This window comes from Leisingera sp. F5, from assembly GCF_001593695.1.
Map to the genome: position 1 here is coordinate 70,822 of NZ_LUKH01000023.1, position 21,803 is coordinate 92,624.

Consider the following 21,803-nt stretch of genomic DNA (forward strand, 5'->3'; position numbering starts at 1 on the left):
TTCCGATTCCGCTCAGGCGGCTGTCTCAGGCCGCGAAGCTGCGGGTCAGGCGCTGTGTCCCAGCACCCGCAGATAGCGCCGGACAGCCTCGGGGAAGCCCAGCATCAGCGCATCGGCGGTCAGGGCATGGCCGATAGAAACTTCCGCCAGATCCGGGATGGCCCGGCGCAGGGCAGGCAGATTGTCCACGGTCAGGTCGTGGCCTGCGTTCAGCTGCAGGGCGCCAAGCCGGCGGGCCGCATCTGCAGTTGCTTTGAGTTTCTCCAATTCGCGGGAAACCGCCTCTGGTGCGGTCTCATTGGCATAGGGGCCGGTGTAGAATTCAATCCGGTCAGCGCCGGCTTGCCGGGCCAGTGCCGGGTCTGCCGGGTTGGCGTCTGCGAAGCAGGAAACCCGGATACCGGCGGCCTGGAATTCCCGGGCGATGGGCCGCAGCATGTCTCCATCGGCAGCGAAGTCCCAACCGTGGTCGGAGGTCGATTGTTCCGGCGTGTCGGGCACCAGCGTCACCTGATGCGGTTTGTTTTCCAGCACCAGATCGATGAAATGGCGGGTCGGGTAACCTTCGATGTTGAACTCGGCCTGCGGGAATTCCTCGGCAATCAGCCGGCACAGGTCCGGCAGGTCGGAAAACCGGATGTGCCGCTCATCCGGGCGGGGATGCACGGTGATGCCATGGGCCCCGGCCTCAAGGATGGCGCGGGCAATGTCGATCAGGTCGGGCCAGGGCACCTCGCGCCGGTTGCGCAGGTAGGCAACGGCGTTGATGTTCACGGACAGGAGGGGCGGGCGGGGCGTAACAGTTTGGGTCACTAGGCAGTCAGGCTCCGGAAAAGAAGGGGAGTAGCTCAGGCCTTGGCCAGTTCGCGGGCAAGCGCACAGAATGCTTCCAGGCTCACCTGCTCGGCGCGTTCGGTGGGCGGGATGCCCGCGGCGTTCAGGTGATCCTCAATCGCCGGTGAGACGCCTTTGAGCGAAGACCGCAGCATCTTGCGGCGCTGGTTGAAGGCGGCGGCAACAACGCGGGACAGGATAGCGGCATCTGCCGGAAAGCGCGGTTCGGGCAGGGCGTCCAGATGCACCACGGCGCTGGAGACCTTGGGCGGCGGGGTGAAGGCGCCGGGCGGCAATGACAGCACGATGCGTGCGTCTGCACGCCACTGGGCCAGGATCGCCAGGCGGCCATAGGCCTTGGAGCCGGGCAGGGCCACGATACGCTCGGCCACCTCGCGCTGGAACATCAGGGTGAGGCTCTTCCAGACCGGCGGCCAGTCCTTGGGGGTGAGCCAGCGCACCAGCAGTTCGGTGCCGACGTTATAGGGCAGATTGGCGGCGATGCGGATCGGCGGCGTCAGATGTTCCAGCGGGTCGACTTCCAGCGCGTCGCCGTTGATCACCTCGAAGCGGCCCGGATAGGCCTCTGCGATTTCCTGCAATGCGGGCAGGCAGCGGCTGTCTTTTTCCACGGCCAGCACCCGGCGGGCACCTTCGGCCAGGAGACCCCGGGTGAGGCCGCCGGGGCCGGGGCCGATTTCCAGCACGTCGCACCCTGTGAGGTCGCCGGCCTGGCGGGCAATCTTGGCGGTGAGGTTCAGATCCAGCAGGAAGTTCTGGCCCAGCGATTTACGCGCCGACAATTGATGCGTTGCGATCACTTCACGCAGGGGAGGAAGGCTATCGATAGCGCTCATATCATCTGTACCTTGGGACATGGCGCGGGCGGCGCGCCAAAGATTTCATGCCTCCGGCGGGGATATTTGCCGTCCGAGGAAGAATCAAGGGCTGGCAGCCATCCGCTGTGCCAGCTTCAGGGCTTCGATCAAGCTGGTGGGATTGGCCTGGCCGGTGCCTGCGATGTCAAAGGCGGTGCCGTGATCGGGCGAGGTGCGGATGAAGGGCAGGCCCAGAGTGACGTTGACGCCGCGGTCGAAATCCAGCGTCTTGATCGGGATCAGCGCCTGGTCGTGATACATGCAGACCGCCGCGTCGTAGCGGGCGCGGGCGGCGGCATGGAACAATGTGTCCGCCGGGTGCGGCCCGGTGAGGTTCAGCCCGTCGCCTTGCATTTTCTGGATCAGGGGGATGATCCAGTCCAGTTCCTCATGGCCCATAGCGCCGCCTTCGCCCGCATGCGGGTTGAGGCCGGCAATGGCGATGCGGGGTGCGGCGATGCCGAACTGATCCTTGAGGCCCGCTGCGGTGATCTCAACGGTTTCGCGCAGCAGCTCCGGGGTCAAAACCCTGGGGACCTCGGACAAAGCGATGTGGATCGTGGCGGGCACCACGCGGAGCCGGGAGCTGGCCAGCATCATCACCACCCGGGTCCGGCCTGCGAGAGACGCCAGGAACTCGGTATGGCCGGGATAGGCAAAGCCGGCGCCGTCGATCAGTGCCTTTTTGTGGATCGGGGCTGTGCAGACAGCGGCGGCTTCGCCGGTCTGGACCAAGCGGACAGCGGTTTCGATGGACCGGATGACGCCAGCGGCGTTCTTGGGATCGGCGGTGCCCTTGGCGGCGCTGCCGCCGAAGGTGAGGGGCAGCACCGGGAAGCTGCCGGCACAGGCTGCTGCGGCCTCTGTCGGGGCGGTGATTTCCTTAACCGGGGTGCCCGCAGGCAGGTGGCGCGGGTCGCCGATCCAGAAGAACGGGCATGCGCTGCGCAGGGCCTGCCAAGCCTTGACGGCAATTTCCGGTCCGATGCCTGCGGGTTCGCCGCAGCTAAGAGCAATCGGTCCGGGCTGGCTCATTTGATGTCGATCCGGGCGTCTGCGCGCAGCTGTTCGAGATAGCTGCTGGCCAGCGACGACAACCGCTGTGAGGTCAGCGCATTGGCCACGGTCTCGCGCGAGCTGTCCTCGCCCAGGTCGGCAGTGCGGCCGCAGAGCATCAGAACCATCAGTGTCTGGCCGTTGTTGCGGGTCAGCGCGGTGGAGGTTTCATTCGGATCCAGCTTGGCCAGCTCCAATGCCACATCGCGCGGGATGTCTGACGGCGGCAGGCTTTGCACGTCCAGCACCGAGGGGTCCTGACCCTGGGCAAGCCCGTAAAAATCTTCGCAGGTATCGACGCTGTCCACCACCTTTTGTGCCGCGGCAAGCCCTTCGGGGCTGCGTCCGCCGGGCACGTGATAGGCGGCATATTCGATTGCGGTGAAGCGCGGAGCTGCACCCTCAACCTCGCGCACGCCGCGCATCTGGAACAGGGCCACAGCGCTTTGCAGCGGCAGCGGTTCGGAGATTTCGCCGGGTTTCAGCGCCAGCGCAACCTCTTGCAGCTGCGGCGGCAGCTTGGTCAGCGGCATCCAGGGCAGGCGTCCGCCCTCGTTGCGGCTGGCGGCGGCGGAATATTGGGCGGCGGCAGCAGAGAAACTGTCGTAGCCTTTGAGCCGGGCGACCTGTTCAATCAGCTCCTCAACCTGCGCTGCATTCTGTTCGTTGATCGGCACGATGAATTCGCTGAGCAGAACCTGGACACTGCCGGTGCCGGCCGAGCCCATAGCGCGGTCAATTTCTTCCGGAGTGGGGCGGGCGCGGGACAGGAAGCGGGCGCGGGTGTATTCCCGCCAGCCCAGCCCGACCTTGGTGAAATCGCGCAGGGTTTGCGGCTCCACGCCGTTCTGCTGCAAGGCGGTGAGGAAGTCGTTCAACGACAGGTTGGCGCGTGCGGCCAGTTCTTCCATGCCGGCGGTGACATCTTCGTCGGCCAGTTCGATCCCGGCCTGTTCCAGCTCCGCAAGTTTGAGCCGGTCGTTGATCAGCTCTTCCCGGGCGGTCTTCAACGGGTCACCGGGCACCCGCAGCGCCGACTGGAAGCGGGCGCGCTGTTCCAGCTCATACCGGGTGATGACCTCGTCATTCACGGTGATTGCCGGGGCAAAGAGGTTTTGTGCTCCTGCCGGCAGGCCGGTCCAGGACAGCCCCGCGGCCAGCGCCAGCGCGGCTGCGGTTTTGAGAGCACGGGAAAGGAAAGGAGCCGGGAACCGGGTATTCACGTCTTGCTGCATGACCGCCTGTACTGTTTGTTGCCGCTCTTTACGGAAAATCCGCTGAGCGAGATGGTAAAGCCGAAATCCGTTGTCGGCTCAACACTTGTTGTTGAGGTATAGCGGCGGTTGACCGAAAGGTCGACCGTCACGCATTCGTTGCTGTAGGCCACGCCGAGGCCTGCGCGGGTGGCGCGGGCGCCGGAAATATCATAGCGCAGCCGGGCGCTGGCGGACCAGCTGGGGTTGATGTCATAGCTGCCGTCCACCCACAGTTCCGAGCTTTCCTCAGCCCTGTCTTCATCGGGGTCGGTGCCGAGCCACAGATAGGTGCCGGAGAGGCTGGAGCGTTCGGTGCGCCAGTCGCCGCGCAGTTCAGCCTTGGAGAAGTTCAGCGAGCCGTTCAGCAAACCGCGGGTGGAGAGCGCCAGCCCGTCGCCGAATTTGATCTGGCCCGCCAGCAGGAAGTCGGAAGAGGTGCCGCTGAGGCCGGAGCTTTTGGTGAACCGGTCGTCGCCGTCGCTGCGCAGCACCTGGCCCGCTGTCGCATAGGCCTGCCAGCCGGTGGGCGCATAACGCGCCCAGTTGGCGCCGTAAACAAGGGTCAGACCGTCCTCGCGGGCATCGGTAGAGGGAAACCGGGACAGCGACAGCAGATTGCCCTGGTCAAACTCGACAAAGCGGCTTTCCTCGGTGACCACATTACCGCCGCCTTCGTCGCGCCAGCCCAGCTGCAGGATCGGCTCCAGGTACTGGGTGGCGCCGTTCGCCTCGCGGCGGCTCATCGGCAGCCGCAGGGTCAATGCGGTGCGCGGGGTCAGGCGGGTGACTTCTTCGTTGAAGAAACTGTCGTCATAAGCGCGGAAGGCGTCTGCTGCGGCGCCGAGCTCCCATTCCGCCAGGATACCGTAGCCCAGCCGCCAGCTGCGGCGCCAGTCGATATCGGCAGAGAGCCGCGCAAGGTCGCGGCCGTTGCTGTCAGTGGCGGTGCCGTCGATGCTGGAACTGCGGCGATGGCCATGGCCCTGCAGCGTCAGCCGCAGCTCGCCGCCGGTCAGGGCGGGGTGGTGGCGGGTCTGATAGAAGGCTTCGGCGATTCCAGATGGAATGTTCGCCTGCTCTTCGCTGGTGCGCAGGGTTTTGTAGTGGGTCAGAGAGGCGCGGAACAGGCTGTCGCGTTTGGCCCGGGACAGCACCGCATCGGAGCGCAGACGGTCCAGTTCCGGCAGGCCGTAGTCCTCCAGATAGGCGTCGTCCGAGACCGCTTTGACGTCAAAGGTGAAGCGGAAGTCCCGCGGAAGATCGAACTGGCCTTCGCCAAAGATGTAACCGCGGTCTTCGCCGGAAAACAGGTCGTCGCGGGTATAGGCGCCGTTGAATTCGATCCTGCCGCGGCGGAAGGCCTGGCGGTAGCGGACGTCCAGCGTCTGTGTGCTGGACGAGATATAGGGCGCCAGCGTCAGGTCGCGGTGCGGGCCGAGCGTGAAGAAATAGGGCGCCTTGACCCCGGTGCCGAGGTTCGACGTGGAGCGTATCGAGGGCACCAGAAATCCGCTGGCCCGCTCCAGCGAGGGATCAGGCAGGCGGATCGCCGGAAAATAGAAGACCGGCACGTCCAGCACCCGCAGCTGGGCGCTTTCGAAATAGAGCTGGCGTGCCTGCTGGTCGTGGGTCACCCGCTCAGCCCGGATCTGCCAGAGCGGCGGGCGTCCATCCTCGCACACATGGCAGGAAGTGACTGCGGTCTTGTACAGCTGTGTGTAGCGGCCGCTGACCCGGGTCATTTGAAGCGAGGCCAGCTGCAGCTGCTGCTGGAAGACCATACGGGCGCCTGTCAGCAACCCGTTGCGCAGGTCGCTGTCCAGCTCGGCAGCAGTGGCCAGTATGGTGATATCGCCTTGCTGGTCGATGCGGATCGGGCCTTGGATCTGCAGGGTGCCGGTGGTCTGATCAAAGGTGATCTTTTGCGCGCGCAGCCGGATATCGCCCTGAAACGCCTCGACGTTGCCTTCGGCCACCAGGGTGCGGTCAGGGGTGATAAAGACCTGATCCGCAACCAGCATTGCGGGCTGCGCCGGATCAGGCAGCGCCGCGGTCTGCGCCTGCGGCGCCGGGGCTGTCAGGGCGAGCCAGGGCAGCACAGCCGAAAGAAGCAGTGCGCGGCGCAATTTACCCGTCTTCGGCATGGAGAAGCAGTCCCAAGGTCAAAAGTATCGCGGCAGCGGGCGGCGCCCAGGCGGCCAGAGCCACCGGGATTTGCCCGTTCTCGCCAAGGATTTGCGCGAAATTGCGGATGAAATAAAGCCCGAATCCCAACAGCACTGCCATCAGCACCGCCAGGCCGGTGCCGCCAAAGCGCGCATGCCGCATGGTGAAGGAGGCGCCGACCAGAACCATAGCGATCAGGAACAGGGGGCGGGCCAGCTCTGCCTGATAGCGGACCTCGTAGCGTTTGGTTGTAAAACCTGCGGCAGACAGTTCGCGGATTGTAGAGGGCAGATCGTAGATCGAGATGCCGCTGGCGGTGCCCAGGGTATCGCGGATCCGGTCGGTGGTCAGGGTTGTGGGCAGCTGCAGCTCGTCATGCCGGGCGGCGTTGGAATCGGGGTTGATGCCGGCTGCCAGCGGCCAGGATTTGGCATTGGACAGGATCCAGTTGCTGCCCTCCAGCCGGGCGCTGTCGGCAATGATGCGGCGCACCAGGCCGCCGGCACTGGTGTAGGCGTGGATCGAGACGTCAAGCAAAGTGATATCCGCAGCATCGCCGCTGTAGCCCTTGGCGTGGATCACCGATTGGCCCCTGGCACCGCCCTGGCGCAGCCACAGGCCCTCGCCGGACAGCGACAGCGCCGACGGCCCGCCGTTGTGATAGGTCTCGGCCAGGTCCTGATAGCGGTTGGCGGTGGCCGAAGCGATCGGGTTCAGCATGGTGACCGCCAGGGCGCCGATTGCCGCGGCCACCAGCACCGGTGCCGCCAGCGCGCGGATGCCGGAGCGGCCGATGGCGCGAGTCACCACCAGCTCGCTGCTGCGGGCGAGGCCGACAAACAGCACGATGGTCGACAGGATCATGATCAGCGGCAGGAACTCGCTGAGCGCGGCCGGCACGTTCAGCAGGGTCAGGCCAAGCAATTGCGGCAGGCTGAGGTCGATCGCCTCGAACCGGCGGACCTGCTCGTTCAGGTCGATCAGCACCACCAGTGTCATCAGCACCGCAACAATCACCAGGAACCACTGCAGAAAGCGGCGGGCATAATAGAGATCAAGCTTCATGCGGGCGCCTCCGCCCGGGTCCGTTTGGGCCGGACTGACAGAACCAGGAAGACCAGCGCCACTGTCAGCCCCAGCAGGGTCGGCACGTAAATCAGCGGCCACAAGCTGGGGTTTTGCAGAACCGGTTCCGAGACAACCCCGCGCAAGCCCTCGACAAAGATCAGCACAACAAAGGCCAGGAAAGCCTGCCGCCACACGCCGAACCGCGAGAACGTTCCCAGCATCAGCGCGGAAAACCCGATCAGGGCGACGGCCACGCAGACCAGCGCGCGGGCAAAGCGCAGGTGAAGTTCTTCGGCCTGGGCGCCGGCGGAGTAGCCATCGCTGCGGGTGATGGCCTGGGTGCTGGTCATCAGTTCCAGGCTTGGGATTGCACGGATGTTGCGCGCCGGGTTTTCAGATTTGCGCGCCAATGCGCTGATATCATACGAAAAATCAGAGAAGAAGGTGGTGGAAAGCCGTTGCGTCTGATTGTCCAGACGCTGCGCCATGCCTTCCACCATGATCAGATGCGCGCTGCCCTCGTCGCGCACCAGAAAGGCGCGGGCGCCGGTATAGGTCACCGTGGTCGCCGGGTCGCGGCGGTCGGACAGGAAGACGTCGTTCAGGGTGCCATCCGGATCGATCTGGCGGATATAGAAGGTGACACCATCCGCCGGGTGCAGAAAATCGCCCTCGCTCAGCAGCTTGGCGGTTATGTTGCGGGATACTTCGCTTTCACGCACCTCCAACTGGCTGATCGAGGCCGGCAGCAGGTAGTGGGTCAGGGCCGACATCATCAGCGCCGTGATGACGCCGAAGGCCAGGGCAGGCCGCGCCATCTGCCAGGGGCTGGTGCCGGTGGCGCGCAGCACCGTCAGCTCGCTTTCGCTGTTGAGACGGTTGGTCACCCAGACCGAGGCGCCAAAGGCGGCAATCGGCAGTACCATGCGAATGAGGTTCGGCAGGGTGAGCGCGGTGAACTCAAGGAACACCAAAGCGGACTGCCCGTTGCCTATCAGCCGGTCAAACAGCACCACAGCCCGGTTGACCCAGAACACGGCCACCAGAATCAGCGCAAAAAAGCCGAAGAAGAGCAGATATTGTGACAGCACGTATCTGTCGTAGCGTGACACCCGATCCCCCCAGACCATTGTGATTTTGCGTGACATTAGTGGATTTGCCGAGCGGGGAAAACTGCATTCTCGCAAGGGGCCTCATTCGGCGGCAGATCGCGACTGCCGCGGGTGCAAAGGCGGGTCTGGCCAAGCGCCCCTGCGCAGGATACCTCTTATGCCAAGAACCATATGAAACCAGCAGGAGCGCGCGAGAATGAGCAGCCTTACCCCGATCCGTTTTGCCGAATACGACCCTAAGGCGCTGCCGGAAATGACCGGCTGCGTGGCGGTGATGGTCACGCCTGAGGGCAGCATGGATCAGGCGGCGCGCACGGCCAACCGGCTGAGCAAGGGCGCAATTGCCCGGCTGATCGAATCGGAAGGCTTCAAAAAGGCCAAGGCGGGTGACGTGATTTCCCTGGGCTGGCCTGCGGGCATGCAGGCCGAGGCGCTGCATGTGCTGGTGCTGCCGCGCAAACTGACTCCGGTAGAGGCACGCCAGGCGGGCGCAAAACTGGCCAAGGCGGCCACGGGCAAGCGGCTGACAGTGATGGCCGGCAGCATGAACAAGGCCGCTGACCTCACCATGGGGCTGGCGCTGCGCGACTATGGCTTTGATGACCATAAGACCCCCGCCGAAGACAAGCCTGAAGGCGAGGTGGTGATCGCTTCCAAAATACCGTCTGACCTCGAAGCCGCTTGCGGACCGTTGCTGGCAGTGGCTGAAGGCGTTCACATGACCCGGGATCTGGTCAATGAGCCTGCCAATGTGCTGACCACAACGGAATTCGCCCGCCGCATCGAAGAAATGAAGGACATCGGCCTTGAGATCGAAGTCCTGGAAGAGGCGGACCTGGAAAAGCTTGGCATGCGCACGCTGCTGTGCGTCGGTCAGGGCTCTGACAGCCCTTCCAAAGTGGCGGTGATGCAATGGAAGGGCGGCGCCAAGGACGCAGCCCCGCTGGCGCTGGTCGGCAAGGGCGTGGTGTTTGACACCGGCGGTATCTCCCTGAAACCTGCGGGCGGCATGGAAGACATGACCATGGACATGGGCGGCGCAGGCGTTGTGACCGGCACCATGAAGGCACTGGCACTGCGCAAAGCCAAGGCCAATGTGGTCGGGCTGGTCGGCCTTGTGGAAAACATGCCCTCGGGCAATGCAACCCGTCCAGGCGATGTGGTGAAATCAATGAAGGGCGATACGGTCGAAATCATCAATACCGATGCTGAGGGCCGTCTGGTTCTGTGTGATGTGCTTTGGTACGCGCAAGAGCGGTTCAAACCGGCGGGCATCATTGATCTGGCAACTCTGACCGGTGCCATCATCATCGGCCTGGGGCATGAGAATGCCGGTGTGTTCTCAAACGATGACGATCTGTGCAATGCCTTCCTGAAAGCCGCACGCTCCGAGGGTGAGGGAGCCTGGCGGATGCCCTTGGGCAAGGCCTATGATGATCAGCTGAAATCGCGCATTGCGGATATGAAAAACGTGGGCGGGCGCCCGGCGGGGTCGATCACCGCAGCACAGTTCCTGCAACGCTTCATCAAGGAAGATGTGCCCTGGATCCATCTGGACATCGCCGGGGTGGCCTCGGTCAAGGCGGATACGGACTATGCGCCCAAGGGGGCAACCGGGTGGGGCGTGATGGCGCTGAACCGGCTGGTCGCGGATAAGTTCGAGGCGGAATAAGCGTTCATGGGGGCTGCCTATTTCTATCATCTGACGCGCAGGCCGCTGGAGGAGACCTTGCCGGTCCTTCTGGACAAGGCGCGCGGGGCGGGCTGGCGCATTGCAGTGCGCGGGCGCGATCCCGAACGGCTGGCCTGGCTGGATGACCGTCTGTGGCTGGGGCCGGAGGAAAGCTTCCTGGCCCACGGCCTGACGGGCGGCCCCCATGACGCGCTGCAGCCGGTTCTGCTGACGGCAGGGCCGGAGGCAGCCAATACCCCGGAATGCGTGATGGCGGTGGATGGCGCTGCGGTCAGCGCGGAAGAGGTTCAGACGCTAAGCCGTGTCTGCATTCTGTTTGACGGAACCGATCCGGAAGCCGTTCAACACGCCCGCAGCCAGTGGAAAAGCCTGACCGATGCGGGCTGCTCCGCCCAGTACTGGTCCGAGGAAAGCGGGCGCTGGGAGAAGAAGGCCGAGAAATAGACCGGGAGGCCGGCCTGTCAGCACGCGGTATCGGCGGGATTTCGCCAATTTCTTTCAGATTTGTTTCAGCTTCGCAGGAAAGGCTCGCGCCAAAGGCGCCGCCGCAGTAATTCTCCCGGTCAAAAGATCAGAACAAAAGACCAGGACACTGGGGGACAGATGAAAGTATCACATGCGTTCCGTCGGGCGCGGCTGCTGCCGTTTGTTGGGACGGGGCTGCTGCTCCTTGCCAATTGCGGTGATATTCAAGGCGGATCGGTGGCCCGCGCCGAGGCTGAAGCCGCACGTCTGGAATACGCGGTTCAAGAGGTCCAGTCTTTGCAATCCAGGGGGCGCCGTGTCTGGTGCGTGCCCTTCGCCCGTAATGCCAGCGGGATCGAGATCTTCGGCAATGCAAAAACCTGGTGGGCGCAGGCCAAAGACCAGTTCAGCCGCGGGCAGGAGCCGGAACCGGGCGCGGTGATGGCTTTCCGGGCGACCCGGTCCAATCCGCTGGGCCATGTTGCGGTGGTGTCCAAGGTTGAGGACGCGCGCAGGATCCGGATAAATCATGCCAACTGGCGCCGTAACAAGATCTCGCTGGGAATGGCGGTGATCGACGTGTCTGCTGAAAATAACTGGTCTGCTGTTCGTTTGGAAAGCAATCCAGGGGCCTTTGGGCGCGTCTATCCGGTCAACGGCTTCATTCTGCCGGACTTGGACGAAGGGTGAAACGCAGGGAAGCGGCCTGTCGCTTCTTTCTGGTTCGAAATACCCCTGCCGGAGGCCTGCGCCGCAAGGCGTATGATCAGCGGGTCAGCACCAATGCGCCATTGCGGATTTCGATGCTGGACCAGCGCTGCAGGTAGCCCATGCCCAGCAGGGATTGCTCCAGTTCGCCCTGGTTGACCCACACGCGCACGTCTGTATCGGTGATGCCGCCCAGCGACATTTCTTCGATCCAGACGGAGGCCGTGCGCACCTCGCCGTTGGCGGTGCGGGCGCGGCCGAGATAGGCGAGGGTGTCGGTATCAATGCCGGCACGCTCTGCATCGCGCGCGTTCAGCACAACTTCGCTGGCCCCGGTGTCGACCAGGAACGGGACAGCTGCGCCATTCACTTCCAGCGTCAGGTAGTAATGCCCGTCAGGCGCGCGCGGCACTTCGACCCGTCCGGCCTCCACCGCGACGCTTTGCTGCGGGCGCACGGTTTGGCGGATGTCCTCCCACAGCCCGTAAGAGGCGATCACACCAAGGAAGATAAATCCCCAGACCGCAAACATCTGCAGTGTCTTGCCGATGGATTGGCGGTTTTGCACAAACACCCAGGATCCGACTGCAACCAGCAGGGCAACCAAATAGATAACCCGCCCGATCTCAAACTCGCCCATCTGCGCACCTCCTGAATATAATGTAGGCGGGCCGGGGCGTTATGCTAGCCTGCAAATCCAAATGCGCGCAGCCCGTCGAGCACGAACTGGACGGAAAGCGCCGCCAGCAGCATGCCCAGAAGGCGGGTCACAACGGTGATGCCGGTCTTGCCCAGCAAGCGCTCGAACAGGCCGGAAAACAGGCACATCACCAAGAGGATCGCCAGTACCGCAGCGACCACGCCCATCACCATGGCAAAGCCGGCAAAACCGGGCTGCTGGCCGGCAAGCAGGATGACAGTGGCAATGGAACCGGGACCTGCAATCAGCGGGATTGCCAGCGGGAAGATGGAAGGATCGTCAAAGTCATCCTCTTCGCTGCGGTCTTCGCGCCGCTTGTTGCGGCGTTCAAACAGCATATCAAGCGCGGTGAGGAACAGCAGAACGCCCCCGGCAATGCGGAAGGCGGCCATGGAAATGCCTGCAAAACCAAGCACCGCCTCGCCCAGTGCTGCAAACAGCGCAAGCAGGATTGCAGCGGTGATGGTCGAACGCAGGGCAATCGCCCGCCGCTGTGCGGGCGTCATGCCCTGTGTCAGTGCCAGAAAGATCGGTGTCAGGCCGATCGGGTCAACGATGACAAACAGCGTGACAAAGGAGGTGATCAGAAAGGCCGTGTCGATCATTGCGCCTCTGCTTTTTCCAGTTTCTCTACCGCTTTCAGCCAAAGCTCCTCGGCACGGTCCTGCGCGTCCATCACTTCGGCATATTTGCGCTGCCAGACAACGGCTTCGTCTTTGCGTGTGTCATCATAAAGGGCGGGGTCCGCCAGTTTCTTGGCGAGCTTGTCGCGCATCTCGCTGACTTTTTCGAGACGGGCCTCACCTTTGCGCACCTCGGCGCGCAGCGCCAGAATCGCGTCGCGGCTGGGGCGCTTGGGTTTTTCGGCCTTGGCCTTGGATTTGCCTGCGGGTTTGTCGCGCGTCAGCAGCAGATCACGGTAGGCCGGCAGGTCGCCCTCAAACGGTTTCACCGTGCCGCCGGACACCAGCCACAGGCGGTCCGCGACCAGGCTCAGCAGGTGCATATCGTGGCTGACCAGAATGACCGCGCCGGAATAGGCGGTCAGCGCCTCAACCAAGGCTTCGCGGCTTTCGATGTCCAGGTGGTTGGTCGGCTCATCGAGGATCAGCAGATGCGGGGCGGGCAGGGTGGCCAGCAACAGCGACAGCCGTGCTTTTTGCCCGCCGGAGAGACGGCCGACCTCGGTATCAGCCTGATCCGACCCCAGACCAAACCCGGCCAGCCTGGCGCGCAGACGGGCCTGGCCTTCGTCCGGGCGCTCGCGCTGCAGATGCTGCAGCGGGGTTTCGTCGATGTGCAGTTCATCCACCTGATGCTGTGCAAAAAAGCCGATCCGCAGCTTGCTGGACTGGGTCATCTTGCCAGCCATCACATCCAGACGGCCTGACAGCATTTTGGACAGGGTGGATTTGCCCTCGCCGTTCTTGCCCAACAGGGCGATACGGTCGTCCTGATCGATGCGCAGATCCAGCCGGCTGAGGATCGGGGTGCCGTCGTATCCGACCGAGGCGCCCTCAGTCGCGATGATCGGCGGCGAGAGCTCCTCCGGCTCGGGGAAGGTGAATACTGTGCGCGCCGCATCTTCGGGCGCGCGGATGGTCTCCATCTTCTCCAGCATCTTCACTCGGCTTTGCGCCTGTTTGGCCTTGCTGGCCTTGGCTTTGAACCGGTCGACGAAGGCCTGCAGATGGGCGCGGCGGGCGTCTTGTTTCTTGGCTTGCGCAGCCTGATTGGCCCGGTTGGCGGCGCGCTGACGGGCGAACTGGTCATAGTTGCCGGAGTAATAGGTCAGCCCCAGCTCTTCGAGGTGCAGAATGCCGTTCACCGAGCGGTTCAGCAACTCGCGGTCATGGCTGATGATGATCACGGTGTGCGGGTATTTCACCAGATAGGCCTCGAGCCACAGCGCACCTTCGAGATCCAGATAGTTGGTCGGCTCATCAAGCAGCAAGAGGTCAGGCTGGGAAAACAGCACCGCGGCAAGGGCCACCCGCATCCGCCAGCCGCCCGAATAGTCGGAGCAGGGGCGTTGCTGGGCGGCATAGTCAAACCCAAGACCCTTGAGGATGGCGGCGGCGCGGGCCTCGGCAGACCAGGCATCGATATCTGTCAGGCGGGTTTGAATTTCGGCAATCCGGCCAGGATCCTGCGCAGTCTCGGCCTCGGCCATCAGTTCCGCGCGTTCGGTGTCTGCCGCCAGCACCGTATCGATCAGCGATACGTTTGAAGACGGCGCTTCCTGCGCAATGCCGCCGATCCGGGATCGGCTGGGCAGAGAAATGGCGCCGGATTCCAGCGACAGCTCGTTGCGGATCAGCCGGAACAGCGTGGTTTTGCCGGTGCCGTTGCGGCCAACCAGTCCAACCTTGTGGCCAGTGGGGATCGTGGCGCTGGCGCCATCGAACAAAAGACGGCCTTCGACCGCATAGGATATATCGCTGATACGTAACATGGGCCGAGCACTGCGGTACTGTCTGGCCCTTGTCAATGGGGCAGGCTAAGTGCGGCTGGCCATGACCGCCGCCGGCAGCAGTTCTGCCGAGCCGTGAAACCTGCGCAATCCCCTCTTTATCCTGTCACAGAGCCATGCTATCGGGGCGGCAATTCGTAACACGCCGGGCATGATGTCCGGCTTTTCAGCACAGGAGTCTGCCCCATGGCACTGGAACGCACTTTCTCGATCATCAAGCCCGATGCAACCCGCCGCAACCTGACCGGCGCAATCAACGCCAAATTCGAAGAAGCCGGCCTGCGCGTTGTGGCGCAAAAGCGCATTCACCTGACCCAGGCGCAAGCAGGCGAGTTCTACAAAGTGCATGCCGAGCGTCCGTTCTACGGCGAACTGTGCGAATTCATGGCCTCCGCTCCGATCGTTGCGCAGGTTCTGGAAGGCGAAAACGCCATTGCCAAGAACCGCGAAGTGATGGGCGCCACCAACCCGGCAGACGCCGCGGCCGGCACCATCCGCGCCGAATTTGCTGAATCGGTTGGCGAAAACTCCGTGCACGGCTCCGACGCACCGGAAACCGCGGCCGTTGAGATTGCTTACTTCTTCTCCGGCCTCGAGCTGGTCGGCTAAGCCGCAGGCTTAGCGAAGACTGAAGGCCGCGCCGGGCGACTGGCGCGGTTTTTTTACGAGTTGGAGAAAGCGGTCCTAAGCCCGGCGTTCTGCCGGCTGCGCGTTCTGCAGGGGCGGTGCTGCGTGGTGAAGCGGCTGCAGGCAGCCAAGTCCTTCGGCGCAATCAGGTTGGAAAAGCCGCGCCGCGCAAGACGTTTTGCCATGGGCTCATCCTGCGCGGCTGATTGTTCCAGGTGGCGGCGCAGCAGGGCAACGTTGCGGGTGTTAGCCTTCCAGCCGATGTCGAAAAGATCTCCGGCCAGCGGGATCGTGCCAACAAGCGCATCGACGCCGATGTTGGCGGCCATGCGCGCCAGAGTTCCGCTTGATGCGCCCATGCGGTGTCCCGAGAACAGGATATAGCCGGCAGGCAGCAGCGCCATCGCGTCGCCGGCGCCGGGAACCAAGCCCAGAATGCTGTCCCAGCCGATCCGCGTTCCGATCAAAGGAATGCGGAACGCGCGGTCCATACGGTGCGCTAAGCGTTCCAGAGATTGCAGGCGGTCTTCGTGATATGCGGTGTCAGGCATGTTCAGGCGTCTTTGCGATAATCCAGACAGCGTGTACGATGCCCGGGATATAGCCGAGGATCGTCAGCAGGATGTTCAGCCAGAAATGCTTGCCCAGGCCGACCTGCAGAAATACGCCAAGCGGCGGCAGAATGACTGCAAAAATAATCCGGATCAGGTCCATCGAGGATCTCCTTTGGTTAGTGTGCCGTTGATGAACCAACCCCTGGATATCCCATTTGGTTCCACCCTGCTATTTGCGCGCTACAACGCCGATCATGTCCAGGGCCGCTTCGAACGCGGCCTGTTGGGTGTTAAAGCTGCTGGCCTTTATCTCGTCAAAGCGCTGGCGAAGCTCTTCTTTTTCCTTGCCCTTGCAATCGTTCCAAGGCCGCCCCTGCAGCGCCATCACCAGCACGTAGTAGCCGATGAAATGCGGCCGGGTGCCGGTCTTCAGCAGTTTGCCATAGGCCGCATCAGCGCCGATGGCGCGCAGGTCTTCGGCTGAAGAAATGCCCGCCCGGTGGCAGGCGTCCTCATATGCGGGGCCAAGGTTCCGGATGGAAGAAATAGGTGTGTTCATGTTTTGTTTCTATCCGGTTCCTGCGCCGTTGTCACGCTGCAATCCAGCATCTTCGTAAACTTCGCGGCGGCGTCCTGACGCTGGGTTTCTTGCCGCGAAGGCGGATTGACAGTCGCATTTCCTGCGGAAACCCTGACCGGAAAGGCCAGCAGGAGGGTGTCAGGTGGGCAGCGGACAGCAAGTATCTGTGAATATTACGGAGTTTAACCTGGCGAACCCGCCGGAGGGTTTCCTGGAGGATCCCTTTCCCTTTTACGATGCTTTGCTGCGCGCCGCACCGGTGCTGCCGCAGCCGGATGGATCGCTGCTGGTTTGCCGCCATGCAGACCTGGACAGGATTTACCGGGACACCACGCTGTTTTCCTCGGACAAAAAGAAAGTCTTTGCACCAAAATTCGGCGCGGGTTCGCCGTTGTTTGAGCATCACACCACTTCTCTGGTGTTTTCCGATCCGCCGCTGCACACGCGGGTGCGCAGGATCATGACGTCGGCGCTGACGCCGCGGGCAATTGCCCGGATGGAGCCGGGGCTGGTTGAAACGGTTGACCGTTTGCTGGACGGGCTGGCGGGTGCAGCCAAAGTGGATCTGATCGAGGATTTTGCCGCCTCCATTCCGATCCAGATCATCGGCAATCTGCTGGACGTGCCGATGGCGGAGCGGGCGCCGCTGCGTGATTGGTCGCTGGCCATCCTGGGTGCGCTGGAGCCTGCGCTGAATGCCGACCAGCTGGCGGCAGGGCACCAGGCGGTGGAGGAGTTCAGGGCTTACTTGCAGGATTTGATCGCCCGGCGGCGGGCCAGTCCGGGGGATATCGATACCGACGTGCTGACGCGGCTGATCAACGGCGAGGGGGCAGATGGCACTCTGAGCGAAACTGAGCTGATCCAGAATTGCATCTTCATCCTGAACGCAGGTCACGAGACGACTACCAACCTGATCGGCAACGGGCTGGCGCTGCTGAATGACCACCCGGACCAAAAGCAGCGGCTGCTGGAGCAGCCGGAGCTGATCAAACCTGCCATCGAGGAGGTTCTGCGGTTCCGGTCGCCCAATCAGCTGGGCAACCGGGAAACCACGGCGGGGGTGGACATCGGCGGTGTTCAAGTCCCGGCAGGAACCAACCTGCATCTGCTGATCGGGGCGGCGAACCGTGATCCGGAGGTGTTTGAAAAGCCCGGCGTTTTTGATGTCGCCCGTATGCCGAACCGGCATTTAGCCTTTGCCGGCGGTCCGCATGTCTGCGTGGGGCTGACGCTGGCACGGCTTGAGGGGAGGATCGCCATTGAACGCCTGCTGCACCGTTTCCCGGGCTATGGCCTGCTGCCTGGCCGGGTGCCGGGCGGGCGAATCCGCTTTCGCGGCTATGCGGAGCTGCCGGCAGAAATGGAGTGAAAACGGGTCAATACGGGCGCCGTCAGGCTGGCGGGCTCAGAACAGCCCGGCCTCTTTGGCGGTCAGGGCGGCCTGGGTCCGGTTCTTGGCCTCCAGCTTGCGGCAAAGCGTGCGCACGTGCAGTTTAATTGTCACTTCCTGCAACTCCAGCTCGCGGGCGATTTCCTTATTCGACAAGCCGCGGCACAACCCGTTCAGCACCTCCAGTTCGCGCGGGCTGAGTTTTTCAGCGAGCGGATGGGTGTTGGCCGAGGCGTCTTCGCGCATCAGATCGACAGGCACGTAGATCTCTCCCGCGCTCATGAAGCGCACGGCATTGAGCAGCGACTGCGCGCCCATGGTCTTGGGGATGAAGCCGATGGCGCCGGCATCCAGAGCCTCCTGCGCGGTGCGGGCGGGCGCGCTGCCGGACAGGATGGCCACGCCCTTGCCGCCATTGGCCTCCAGCGCCTTGGCCAGGCCGTCGAGCCCCATCATGCCGGGCATGTTGTAGTCGAGCAGCACCAGGTCGTAGGGGCCGAGTTCTGAAATCTGCGCGATCGCACCTGGCAGATCAGTCGCCAGAGCGACCTCGGCACCGCCCTCGGATTTGAGGTAGGCGGAGATTGTTTCGCGGACCATATCATGGTCGTCTGCCAGCAAAATGCGCATGTAGCCACTAGACCTGTTCTTAAATTCCCGGTCCCAGTCTACGGCGACAAGGGTTTCGAAACTGTCAACCTTGGATTGCGGGCTGGTCTGGGAGGTGAACATTTGCAACTGCTCCTGTGCGTGTGCTGGAAATTTTATTGATATTACGACGCTCTGACGGCGTCCGGTAAGCCAACATTAGGGTTGATGGCGCTACTCTGGCGGTTGTGCACCCTATACGAAAGGTCATGAACCTATCCTCAGGTGCCGGTTTTCGGGCGGAGCGGATATGCCATGCTTTGCCCGGTTGTTGTGGAGACGGCATCAAAAGAGGAGTGCTGGAATGAGAGGGTTGATTTCGCAGGCCGCGGTCTTGGCTTCACTTGCAGTCATGGCATGCGCAGCCGCAGTTTTTGCGGATGAAGTGCAACCGGTACTGCTGTCTGTCGGCGTGGAAGGCGCGGCGGAACCTGCGGCGCAGTACACGATCGAGGATCTGCGTGCGCTGGCACCGGTCACCTTTGAGACGGAAACCATCTGGACCACGGGGCCGCAGCAATTCACCGGCGTGCCGCTTGCCGTTCTGGTCGGGCGGATGGATGTCACCAGCGGACAGCTTGTGGCGCATGCGGTGAATGACTATGCGGTGGAAATCCCTGTTTCGGATGCGGTTGCAGGCGGTCCGATTGTTGCCTTTGAACGCAACGGTGCGGAAATGTCCCTGCGCAACAAGGGGCCGCTGTGGGTGGTGTACCCTTATGACAGCAACCCGGCCTACCGCACCGAGGAAGTCTATTCGCGCAGTATTTGGCAACTGGACCGGATCGTCATTCAGCCGTGAGCGGCAGGCAAGGAGCAGTCAGGTAATGCTTCGCGGGTTTCCAACTGTGCCGCGCTGGGTTTTGGCGCTGGTGCTGGCGATTGCGGCGGCGCTGGCGGCGCAGTCGGTGCGGCTGGGGCATCAGGTGCTGCAGCAACTGGGCGGGCTGTCGACCGCGGCAACCGACAACATGCAATGGAACCTTTCCCAGGCCGAGGTTGAGCATCTCAAACTGGAGGCCGCGGTTCTGACGGCCGGCGCGCCCGGGGATCTGCCCCGGCTGCGGCGTCAGTTCGATATTTACTACAGCCGGATCGCCACGTTCCGCGAAAGCCCGCTGTTTGAGGATTTGCGGCAAAGCCCGGCAGGTGCTGCCTTGCTGCAGCAGATGCAGGATCGGCTGGACCGCATGGCGGCGGTTGTCGACAGTGGCAGCGGGCCGCTGCTGGACAGCCTGCCGGAGCTTGCCGCCGAACTGGCGCAAAACAGCGGCGATGTGCGTGAACTTGCGTTGTTCGGTGTCGTGCTGCAGGTGGAGGACTCCAAGGATAAGCGGCTGAAACTGTTCACCATCCTGACACGTCTGGGCTGGGTGGTGCTGGCGCTGGTGCTGGCGCTGGCGCTGGCGGCGCTGCTGCTTGGACGGCTCTACCGCAAAGGCCGCAGGCTGGCAGTGGAGCGCAGCCGCTCTGCCGCGCGGATGGAGGCGATGATTGCCTCCTCGCTGGATGCGATTCTGGTGGTCGGTGCGGACGGCAGGATTCTTGCCTTCAATGGTGCAGCGGAAACGGTGTTCGGCTACAGCAGCACCGAGGCCATGGGCCAGCAAATGGTGAACCTGATTGTGCCGGATCACTTGCAAGAGGCGCATCAGGCCGGCATGAAACGGTTTCTGCAAACCGGTGAAGCGCAGGTGGCCGGCAAAGGCCGGCTGCAGTTGGAAGCGCGGCGCAAGTCCGGTGAGCTGTTCCCAGTGGAGCTGTCTGTGTCGGTCAGCCAGTCGGGAAACGAACTGGTCTTTGTCGGCTTCCTGCGCGACATCTCCGAGCGGATCGCTGCGGAAGAAGAATTGCGGCGGGCGCGTGATGACGCGCTGGCCGGCGAGCGCGCCAAGCAAAACCTGCTGACGGTGATGAGCCACGAGATGCGCACGCCGCTGACCGGGGTTCTGGGGGCCATCGACCTGATCGAGGGAACCGGACCGACACCGGAGCAGCGCCGTTACTTGCAGGCGATGCGGGTTTCGGGCGGTTTGCTCTTGCAGCATGTGAATGACGTGCTGGAGCTGTCGCGGCTGGAGGCCGGCGCGGATACAGAGAAACGGCGGATCTTTGACCTGGAGGAACTGGTCAGCGGTCTGATTGAAAGCCAGCAGGCCAGCGCCAAGGGCAGGGGGATCGACCTGTCACTGCACTGCAGCCTGGGCGGCGAGCCGGTGGTGGCCGGGCGGCCGCGCGCCGTGCAGCAGGTGCTTTTGAACCTGATCGGCAATGCGTTGAAGTTCACCAGCGATGGCGCGGTGAGCGTGGATGTGATGCGGCTGCCGGACGGGGAGACAGTGGAATTCCATGTCGCAGACACCGGCCAGGGCATTGCGCCCGGCGACCTTGACCGGATTTTCGAAGATTTCATCACTCTGGATTCCAGCTATGGCCGCGGCAGCGAAGGCACGGGGCTTGGACTGGCAATCAGCAAGCGTCTGGTGCAGGCCATGGGCGGCACGATTGCATGCGAAAGCGAGCTGGGCGAAGGCAGCCTGTTCACTATTTCTCTGGCATTGCCGGCGGCCAAGGCGCCGCCGCGCCAGGCAGCACGGGACAGACCCCGCCAGAACGGTGCCTGCCGTCTGCTGATCGCCGAGGACAACGACATCAACCGCGAGCTTCTGGCCACGATGCTGCGCCAGGAGGGGCATCAGGTGACGGCTGTGCCGGGCGGTGCCGAGGCTGTGCAAGCGGCAGAAGAGGGACGGTTCGATCTGATCCTGATGGATATCAGCATGCCGCAGGTGGACGGGATCGAGGCGCTGCGCCGGATCCGCGCCCAACAGCTGGCCGAGGGCACCGATATTGTGGCGCTCACAGCGCATGCTGCGGCGGAGGATCACGCCCGCATTCTGGACGCCGGGTTTGCCGAAGTTCTGACCAAACCGGCCAACAAGGCTGAGCTGGCTGATGTGATAGCCCGCCGGGCAGGCGGCGGGGTCAAGGTGCTGCCCGGAACGCAGTCGGACATCCACCAGTTTTTTGAAGCCCTTGGGCAGGACAGGGCACGCAGCTTTCTGGCTTCCTTTTGCGAGGAGGTAAATCAGTTGCAGGACGGGCTGCATGGTTGCGCGGCTCTCGACGATGGCCAGCGCAAAGAGGCGCACCGGCTGGCGGGGTCGGCGGCTGTTCTGGGCCTGTCCGATCTGCGCGCGGCGATGCTGGCGATCGAGACGGCGGAAGACGGGGGGGCGCCTCCGGTTGCGCCATTCCAGCAGGCCTGGACCAGCGCGGCACTGGTTCTGGCCCCGTATTTGCACGTGTAAACCGGTTCCGTGCTGGCGGCTGGTGGAACAGAATCCGCCGGATGCGCCGGATCCAATCTGATTTAATCAGAAAATCAATGGGTTCTGAGTCTAAGCTAAAGCGAAAATGACAGGTGTGGCCAAAACGCTTATGTCGATGGCGAACCGGCAGGCGGGAAGATGTATGCCGAAAGCTATCACGTCCTGAAAGGCTCGGATGGCAATACCTACTACCTGATCGAAATCGAGATCGAAGGCCATGACGCCCCGGGTGAGGGCGAAGACTATTTCACCTTYTATAA

Annotated in this window: 21 protein-coding genes; 7 read left to right on the plus strand and 14 right to left on the minus strand. The window is 63.2% G+C overall.

The annotated features are described in order from the left end of the window. Positions 1-45 precede the first annotated feature (45 nt). From A2I95_RS16395 to lptF, 7 genes are all read right to left on the minus strand, one after another. Positions 46-813 (minus strand): pyridoxine 5'-phosphate synthase, encoded by a 768-nt coding sequence (locus A2I95_RS16395; protein ID WP_291731103.1) that lies wholly within the window; start codon positions 811-813, stop codon positions 46-48. Positions 814-848: 35 nt separating this feature from the next. Then, positions 849-1,691 carry a 16S rRNA (adenine(1518)-N(6)/adenine(1519)-N(6))-dimethyltransferase RsmA gene (gene rsmA, locus A2I95_RS16400; RefSeq protein WP_291731105.1) on the minus strand — a complete coding sequence of 281 codons (843 nt, stop codon included), beginning with the start codon at positions 1,689-1,691 and terminating at the stop codon, positions 849-851. A gap of 84 nt (positions 1,692-1,775) precedes the next feature. Then, a complete protein-coding gene (pdxA, locus tag A2I95_RS16405) occupies positions 1,776-2,747 on the minus strand; it encodes a 4-hydroxythreonine-4-phosphate dehydrogenase PdxA (protein ID WP_291731107.1) in 972 nt (323 codons plus the stop codon). Beyond that, entirely contained in the window at positions 2,744-4,003 is a 1,260-nt protein-coding gene (locus A2I95_RS16410; RefSeq protein WP_291731109.1) for a peptidylprolyl isomerase, read from the minus strand. Before A2I95_RS16410 ends, pdxA begins: the two co-directional genes overlap by 4 nt. Further along, positions 3,988-6,168 carry an LPS assembly protein LptD gene (locus tag A2I95_RS16415; protein ID WP_291731111.1) on the minus strand — a complete coding sequence of 727 codons (2,181 nt, stop codon included), beginning with the start codon at positions 6,166-6,168 and terminating at the stop codon, positions 3,988-3,990. Before A2I95_RS16415 ends, A2I95_RS16410 begins: the two co-directional genes overlap by 16 nt. Continuing rightward, positions 6,152-7,255 carry an LPS export ABC transporter permease LptG gene (gene lptG / locus A2I95_RS16420; RefSeq protein WP_027258636.1) on the minus strand — a complete coding sequence of 368 codons (1,104 nt, stop codon included), beginning with the start codon at positions 7,253-7,255 and terminating at the stop codon, positions 6,152-6,154. The genes A2I95_RS16415 and lptG overlap by 17 nt, the downstream gene beginning before the upstream one ends. Further along, positions 7,252-8,370 (minus strand): LPS export ABC transporter permease LptF, encoded by a 1,119-nt coding sequence (gene lptF / locus A2I95_RS16425; protein WP_291731141.1) that lies wholly within the window; start codon positions 8,368-8,370, stop codon positions 7,252-7,254. Before lptF ends, lptG begins: the two co-directional genes overlap by 4 nt. Before the next feature lie 196 nt (positions 8,371-8,566). Between lptF and A2I95_RS16430 the strand changes: the two genes are divergently transcribed. From A2I95_RS16430 to A2I95_RS16440, 3 genes are all read left to right on the plus strand, one after another. Beyond that, complete coding sequence (locus A2I95_RS16430) at positions 8,567-10,042, plus strand: leucyl aminopeptidase (protein ID WP_291731114.1); 1,476 nt, start codon at positions 8,567-8,569, stop codon at positions 10,040-10,042. Positions 10,043-10,048: 6 nt separating this feature from the next. Then, positions 10,049-10,507: a DNA polymerase III subunit chi gene (locus A2I95_RS16435; protein WP_291731116.1), complete on the plus strand. Its 459-nt coding sequence runs from the start codon at positions 10,049-10,051 to the stop codon at positions 10,505-10,507. A 159-nt stretch (positions 10,508-10,666) separates the two neighbouring features. Continuing rightward, positions 10,667-11,218, plus strand: coding sequence for a CHAP domain-containing protein (locus A2I95_RS16440; RefSeq protein WP_291731118.1), 552 nt, complete (start codon positions 10,667-10,669; stop codon positions 11,216-11,218). A gap of 76 nt (positions 11,219-11,294) precedes the next feature. Here A2I95_RS16440 and A2I95_RS16445 read toward each other — a convergent pair whose 3' ends face one another. The 3 genes from A2I95_RS16445 to A2I95_RS16455 are packed head-to-tail and all read right to left on the minus strand — an operon-like array spanning position 11,295 to position 14,391. Next, positions 11,295-11,876, minus strand: a complete 582-nt coding sequence (locus A2I95_RS16445) for a TIGR02281 family clan AA aspartic protease (protein WP_291731120.1) — start codon at positions 11,874-11,876, stop codon at positions 11,295-11,297. Between the two features lie 44 nt (positions 11,877-11,920). Further along, positions 11,921-12,541, minus strand: coding sequence for a MarC family protein (locus A2I95_RS16450; RefSeq protein WP_291731122.1), 621 nt, complete (start codon positions 12,539-12,541; stop codon positions 11,921-11,923). Continuing rightward, on the minus strand, positions 12,538-14,391 hold the full coding sequence (locus A2I95_RS16455; protein WP_291731124.1) for an ABC-F family ATP-binding cassette domain-containing protein: 1,854 nt from the start codon (positions 14,389-14,391) through the stop codon (positions 12,538-12,540). The genes A2I95_RS16450 and A2I95_RS16455 overlap by 4 nt, the downstream gene beginning before the upstream one ends. 204 nt (positions 14,392-14,595) lie before the next feature. Here A2I95_RS16455 and ndk point away from each other — a divergent pair, with 204 nt between their 5' ends. Beyond that, positions 14,596-15,018: a nucleoside-diphosphate kinase gene (gene ndk / locus A2I95_RS16460; RefSeq protein WP_027258644.1), complete on the plus strand. Its 423-nt coding sequence runs from the start codon at positions 14,596-14,598 to the stop codon at positions 15,016-15,018. Positions 15,019-15,071: 53 nt separating this feature from the next. Here ndk and A2I95_RS16465 read toward each other — a convergent pair whose 3' ends face one another. From A2I95_RS16465 to A2I95_RS16475, 3 genes are all read right to left on the minus strand, one after another. Further along, positions 15,072-15,587: a DUF4112 domain-containing protein gene (locus A2I95_RS16465; protein ID WP_291731126.1), complete on the minus strand. Its 516-nt coding sequence runs from the start codon at positions 15,585-15,587 to the stop codon at positions 15,072-15,074. Further along, on the minus strand, positions 15,580-15,750 hold the full coding sequence (locus A2I95_RS16470; RefSeq protein ID WP_129371167.1) for a YqaE/Pmp3 family membrane protein: 171 nt from the start codon (positions 15,748-15,750) through the stop codon (positions 15,580-15,582). The genes A2I95_RS16465 and A2I95_RS16470 overlap by 8 nt, the downstream gene beginning before the upstream one ends. Before the next feature lie 69 nt (positions 15,751-15,819). Beyond that, entirely contained in the window at positions 15,820-16,149 is a 330-nt protein-coding gene (locus A2I95_RS16475; RefSeq protein WP_291731130.1) for a TfoX/Sxy family protein, read from the minus strand. A 187-nt stretch (positions 16,150-16,336) separates the two neighbouring features. Between A2I95_RS16475 and A2I95_RS16480 the strand changes: the two genes are divergently transcribed. Beyond that, positions 16,337-17,542, plus strand: coding sequence for a cytochrome P450 (locus tag A2I95_RS16480; RefSeq protein WP_291731132.1), 1,206 nt, complete (start codon positions 16,337-16,339; stop codon positions 17,540-17,542). Between the two features lie 36 nt (positions 17,543-17,578). On the opposite strand, the gene A2I95_RS16485 is transcribed toward A2I95_RS16480, so the two are convergent. Continuing rightward, entirely contained in the window at positions 17,579-18,193 is a 615-nt protein-coding gene (locus tag A2I95_RS16485; RefSeq protein WP_291731142.1) for a response regulator transcription factor, read from the minus strand. Positions 18,194-18,515: 322 nt separating this feature from the next. Here A2I95_RS16485 and A2I95_RS16490 point away from each other — a divergent pair, with 322 nt between their 5' ends. Together A2I95_RS16490 and A2I95_RS16495 are read left to right on the plus strand one after the other, a co-directional pair. Beyond that, the gene (locus A2I95_RS16490; RefSeq protein WP_291731134.1) at positions 18,516-19,013 is read left to right on the plus strand and encodes a molybdopterin-dependent oxidoreductase; all 498 of its coding nucleotides are present in this window, start codon (positions 18,516-18,518) and stop codon (positions 19,011-19,013) included. A gap of 25 nt (positions 19,014-19,038) precedes the next feature. Next, complete coding sequence (locus tag A2I95_RS16495) at positions 19,039-21,522, plus strand: response regulator (RefSeq protein ID WP_291731136.1); 2,484 nt, start codon at positions 19,039-19,041, stop codon at positions 21,520-21,522. Positions 21,523-21,803 lie beyond the last annotated feature (281 nt).

Coding starts and splice junctions, on each gene's coding strand:
- A2I95_RS16450 (WP_291731122.1), bottom strand. CDS start 12,541: ATGATCGACACGGCCTTTCTGATCACCTCCTTTGTCACGCTGTTTGTC.
- A2I95_RS16485 (WP_291731142.1), bottom strand. CDS start 18,193: ATGCGCATTTTGCTGGCAGACGACCATGATATGGTCCGCGAAACAATC.
- A2I95_RS16415 (WP_291731111.1), bottom strand. CDS start 6,168: ATGCCGAAGACGGGTAAATTGCGCCGCGCACTGCTTCTTTCGGCTGTG.
- A2I95_RS16410 (WP_291731109.1), bottom strand. CDS start 4,003: ATGCAGCAAGACGTGAATACCCGGTTCCCGGCTCCTTTCCTTTCCCGT.
- A2I95_RS16455 (WP_291731124.1), bottom strand. CDS start 14,391: ATGTTACGTATCAGCGATATATCCTATGCGGTCGAAGGCCGTCTTTTG.
- lptG (WP_027258636.1), bottom strand. CDS start 7,255: ATGAAGCTTGATCTCTATTATGCCCGCCGCTTTCTGCAGTGGTTCCTG.
- A2I95_RS16490 (WP_291731134.1), top strand. CDS start 18,516: ATGAGAGGGTTGATTTCGCAGGCCGCGGTCTTGGCTTCACTTGCAGTC.
- A2I95_RS16430 (WP_291731114.1), top strand. CDS start 8,567: ATGAGCAGCCTTACCCCGATCCGTTTTGCCGAATACGACCCTAAGGCG.
- ndk (WP_027258644.1), top strand. CDS start 14,596: ATGGCACTGGAACGCACTTTCTCGATCATCAAGCCCGATGCAACCCGC.
- A2I95_RS16475 (WP_291731130.1), bottom strand. CDS start 16,149: ATGAACACACCTATTTCTTCCATCCGGAACCTTGGCCCCGCATATGAG.
- A2I95_RS16445 (WP_291731120.1), bottom strand. CDS start 11,876: ATGGGCGAGTTTGAGATCGGGCGGGTTATCTATTTGGTTGCCCTGCTG.
- A2I95_RS16495 (WP_291731136.1), top strand. CDS start 19,039: ATGCTTCGCGGGTTTCCAACTGTGCCGCGCTGGGTTTTGGCGCTGGTG.
- A2I95_RS16465 (WP_291731126.1), bottom strand. CDS start 15,587: ATGCCTGACACCGCATATCACGAAGACCGCCTGCAATCTCTGGAACGC.
- A2I95_RS16470 (WP_129371167.1), bottom strand. CDS start 15,750: ATGGACCTGATCCGGATTATTTTTGCAGTCATTCTGCCGCCGCTTGGC.
- A2I95_RS16435 (WP_291731116.1), top strand. CDS start 10,049: ATGGGGGCTGCCTATTTCTATCATCTGACGCGCAGGCCGCTGGAGGAG.
- A2I95_RS16440 (WP_291731118.1), top strand. CDS start 10,667: ATGAAAGTATCACATGCGTTCCGTCGGGCGCGGCTGCTGCCGTTTGTT.
- pdxA (WP_291731107.1), bottom strand. CDS start 2,747: ATGAGCCAGCCCGGACCGATTGCTCTTAGCTGCGGCGAACCCGCAGGC.
- rsmA (WP_291731105.1), bottom strand. CDS start 1,691: ATGAGCGCTATCGATAGCCTTCCTCCCCTGCGTGAAGTGATCGCAACG.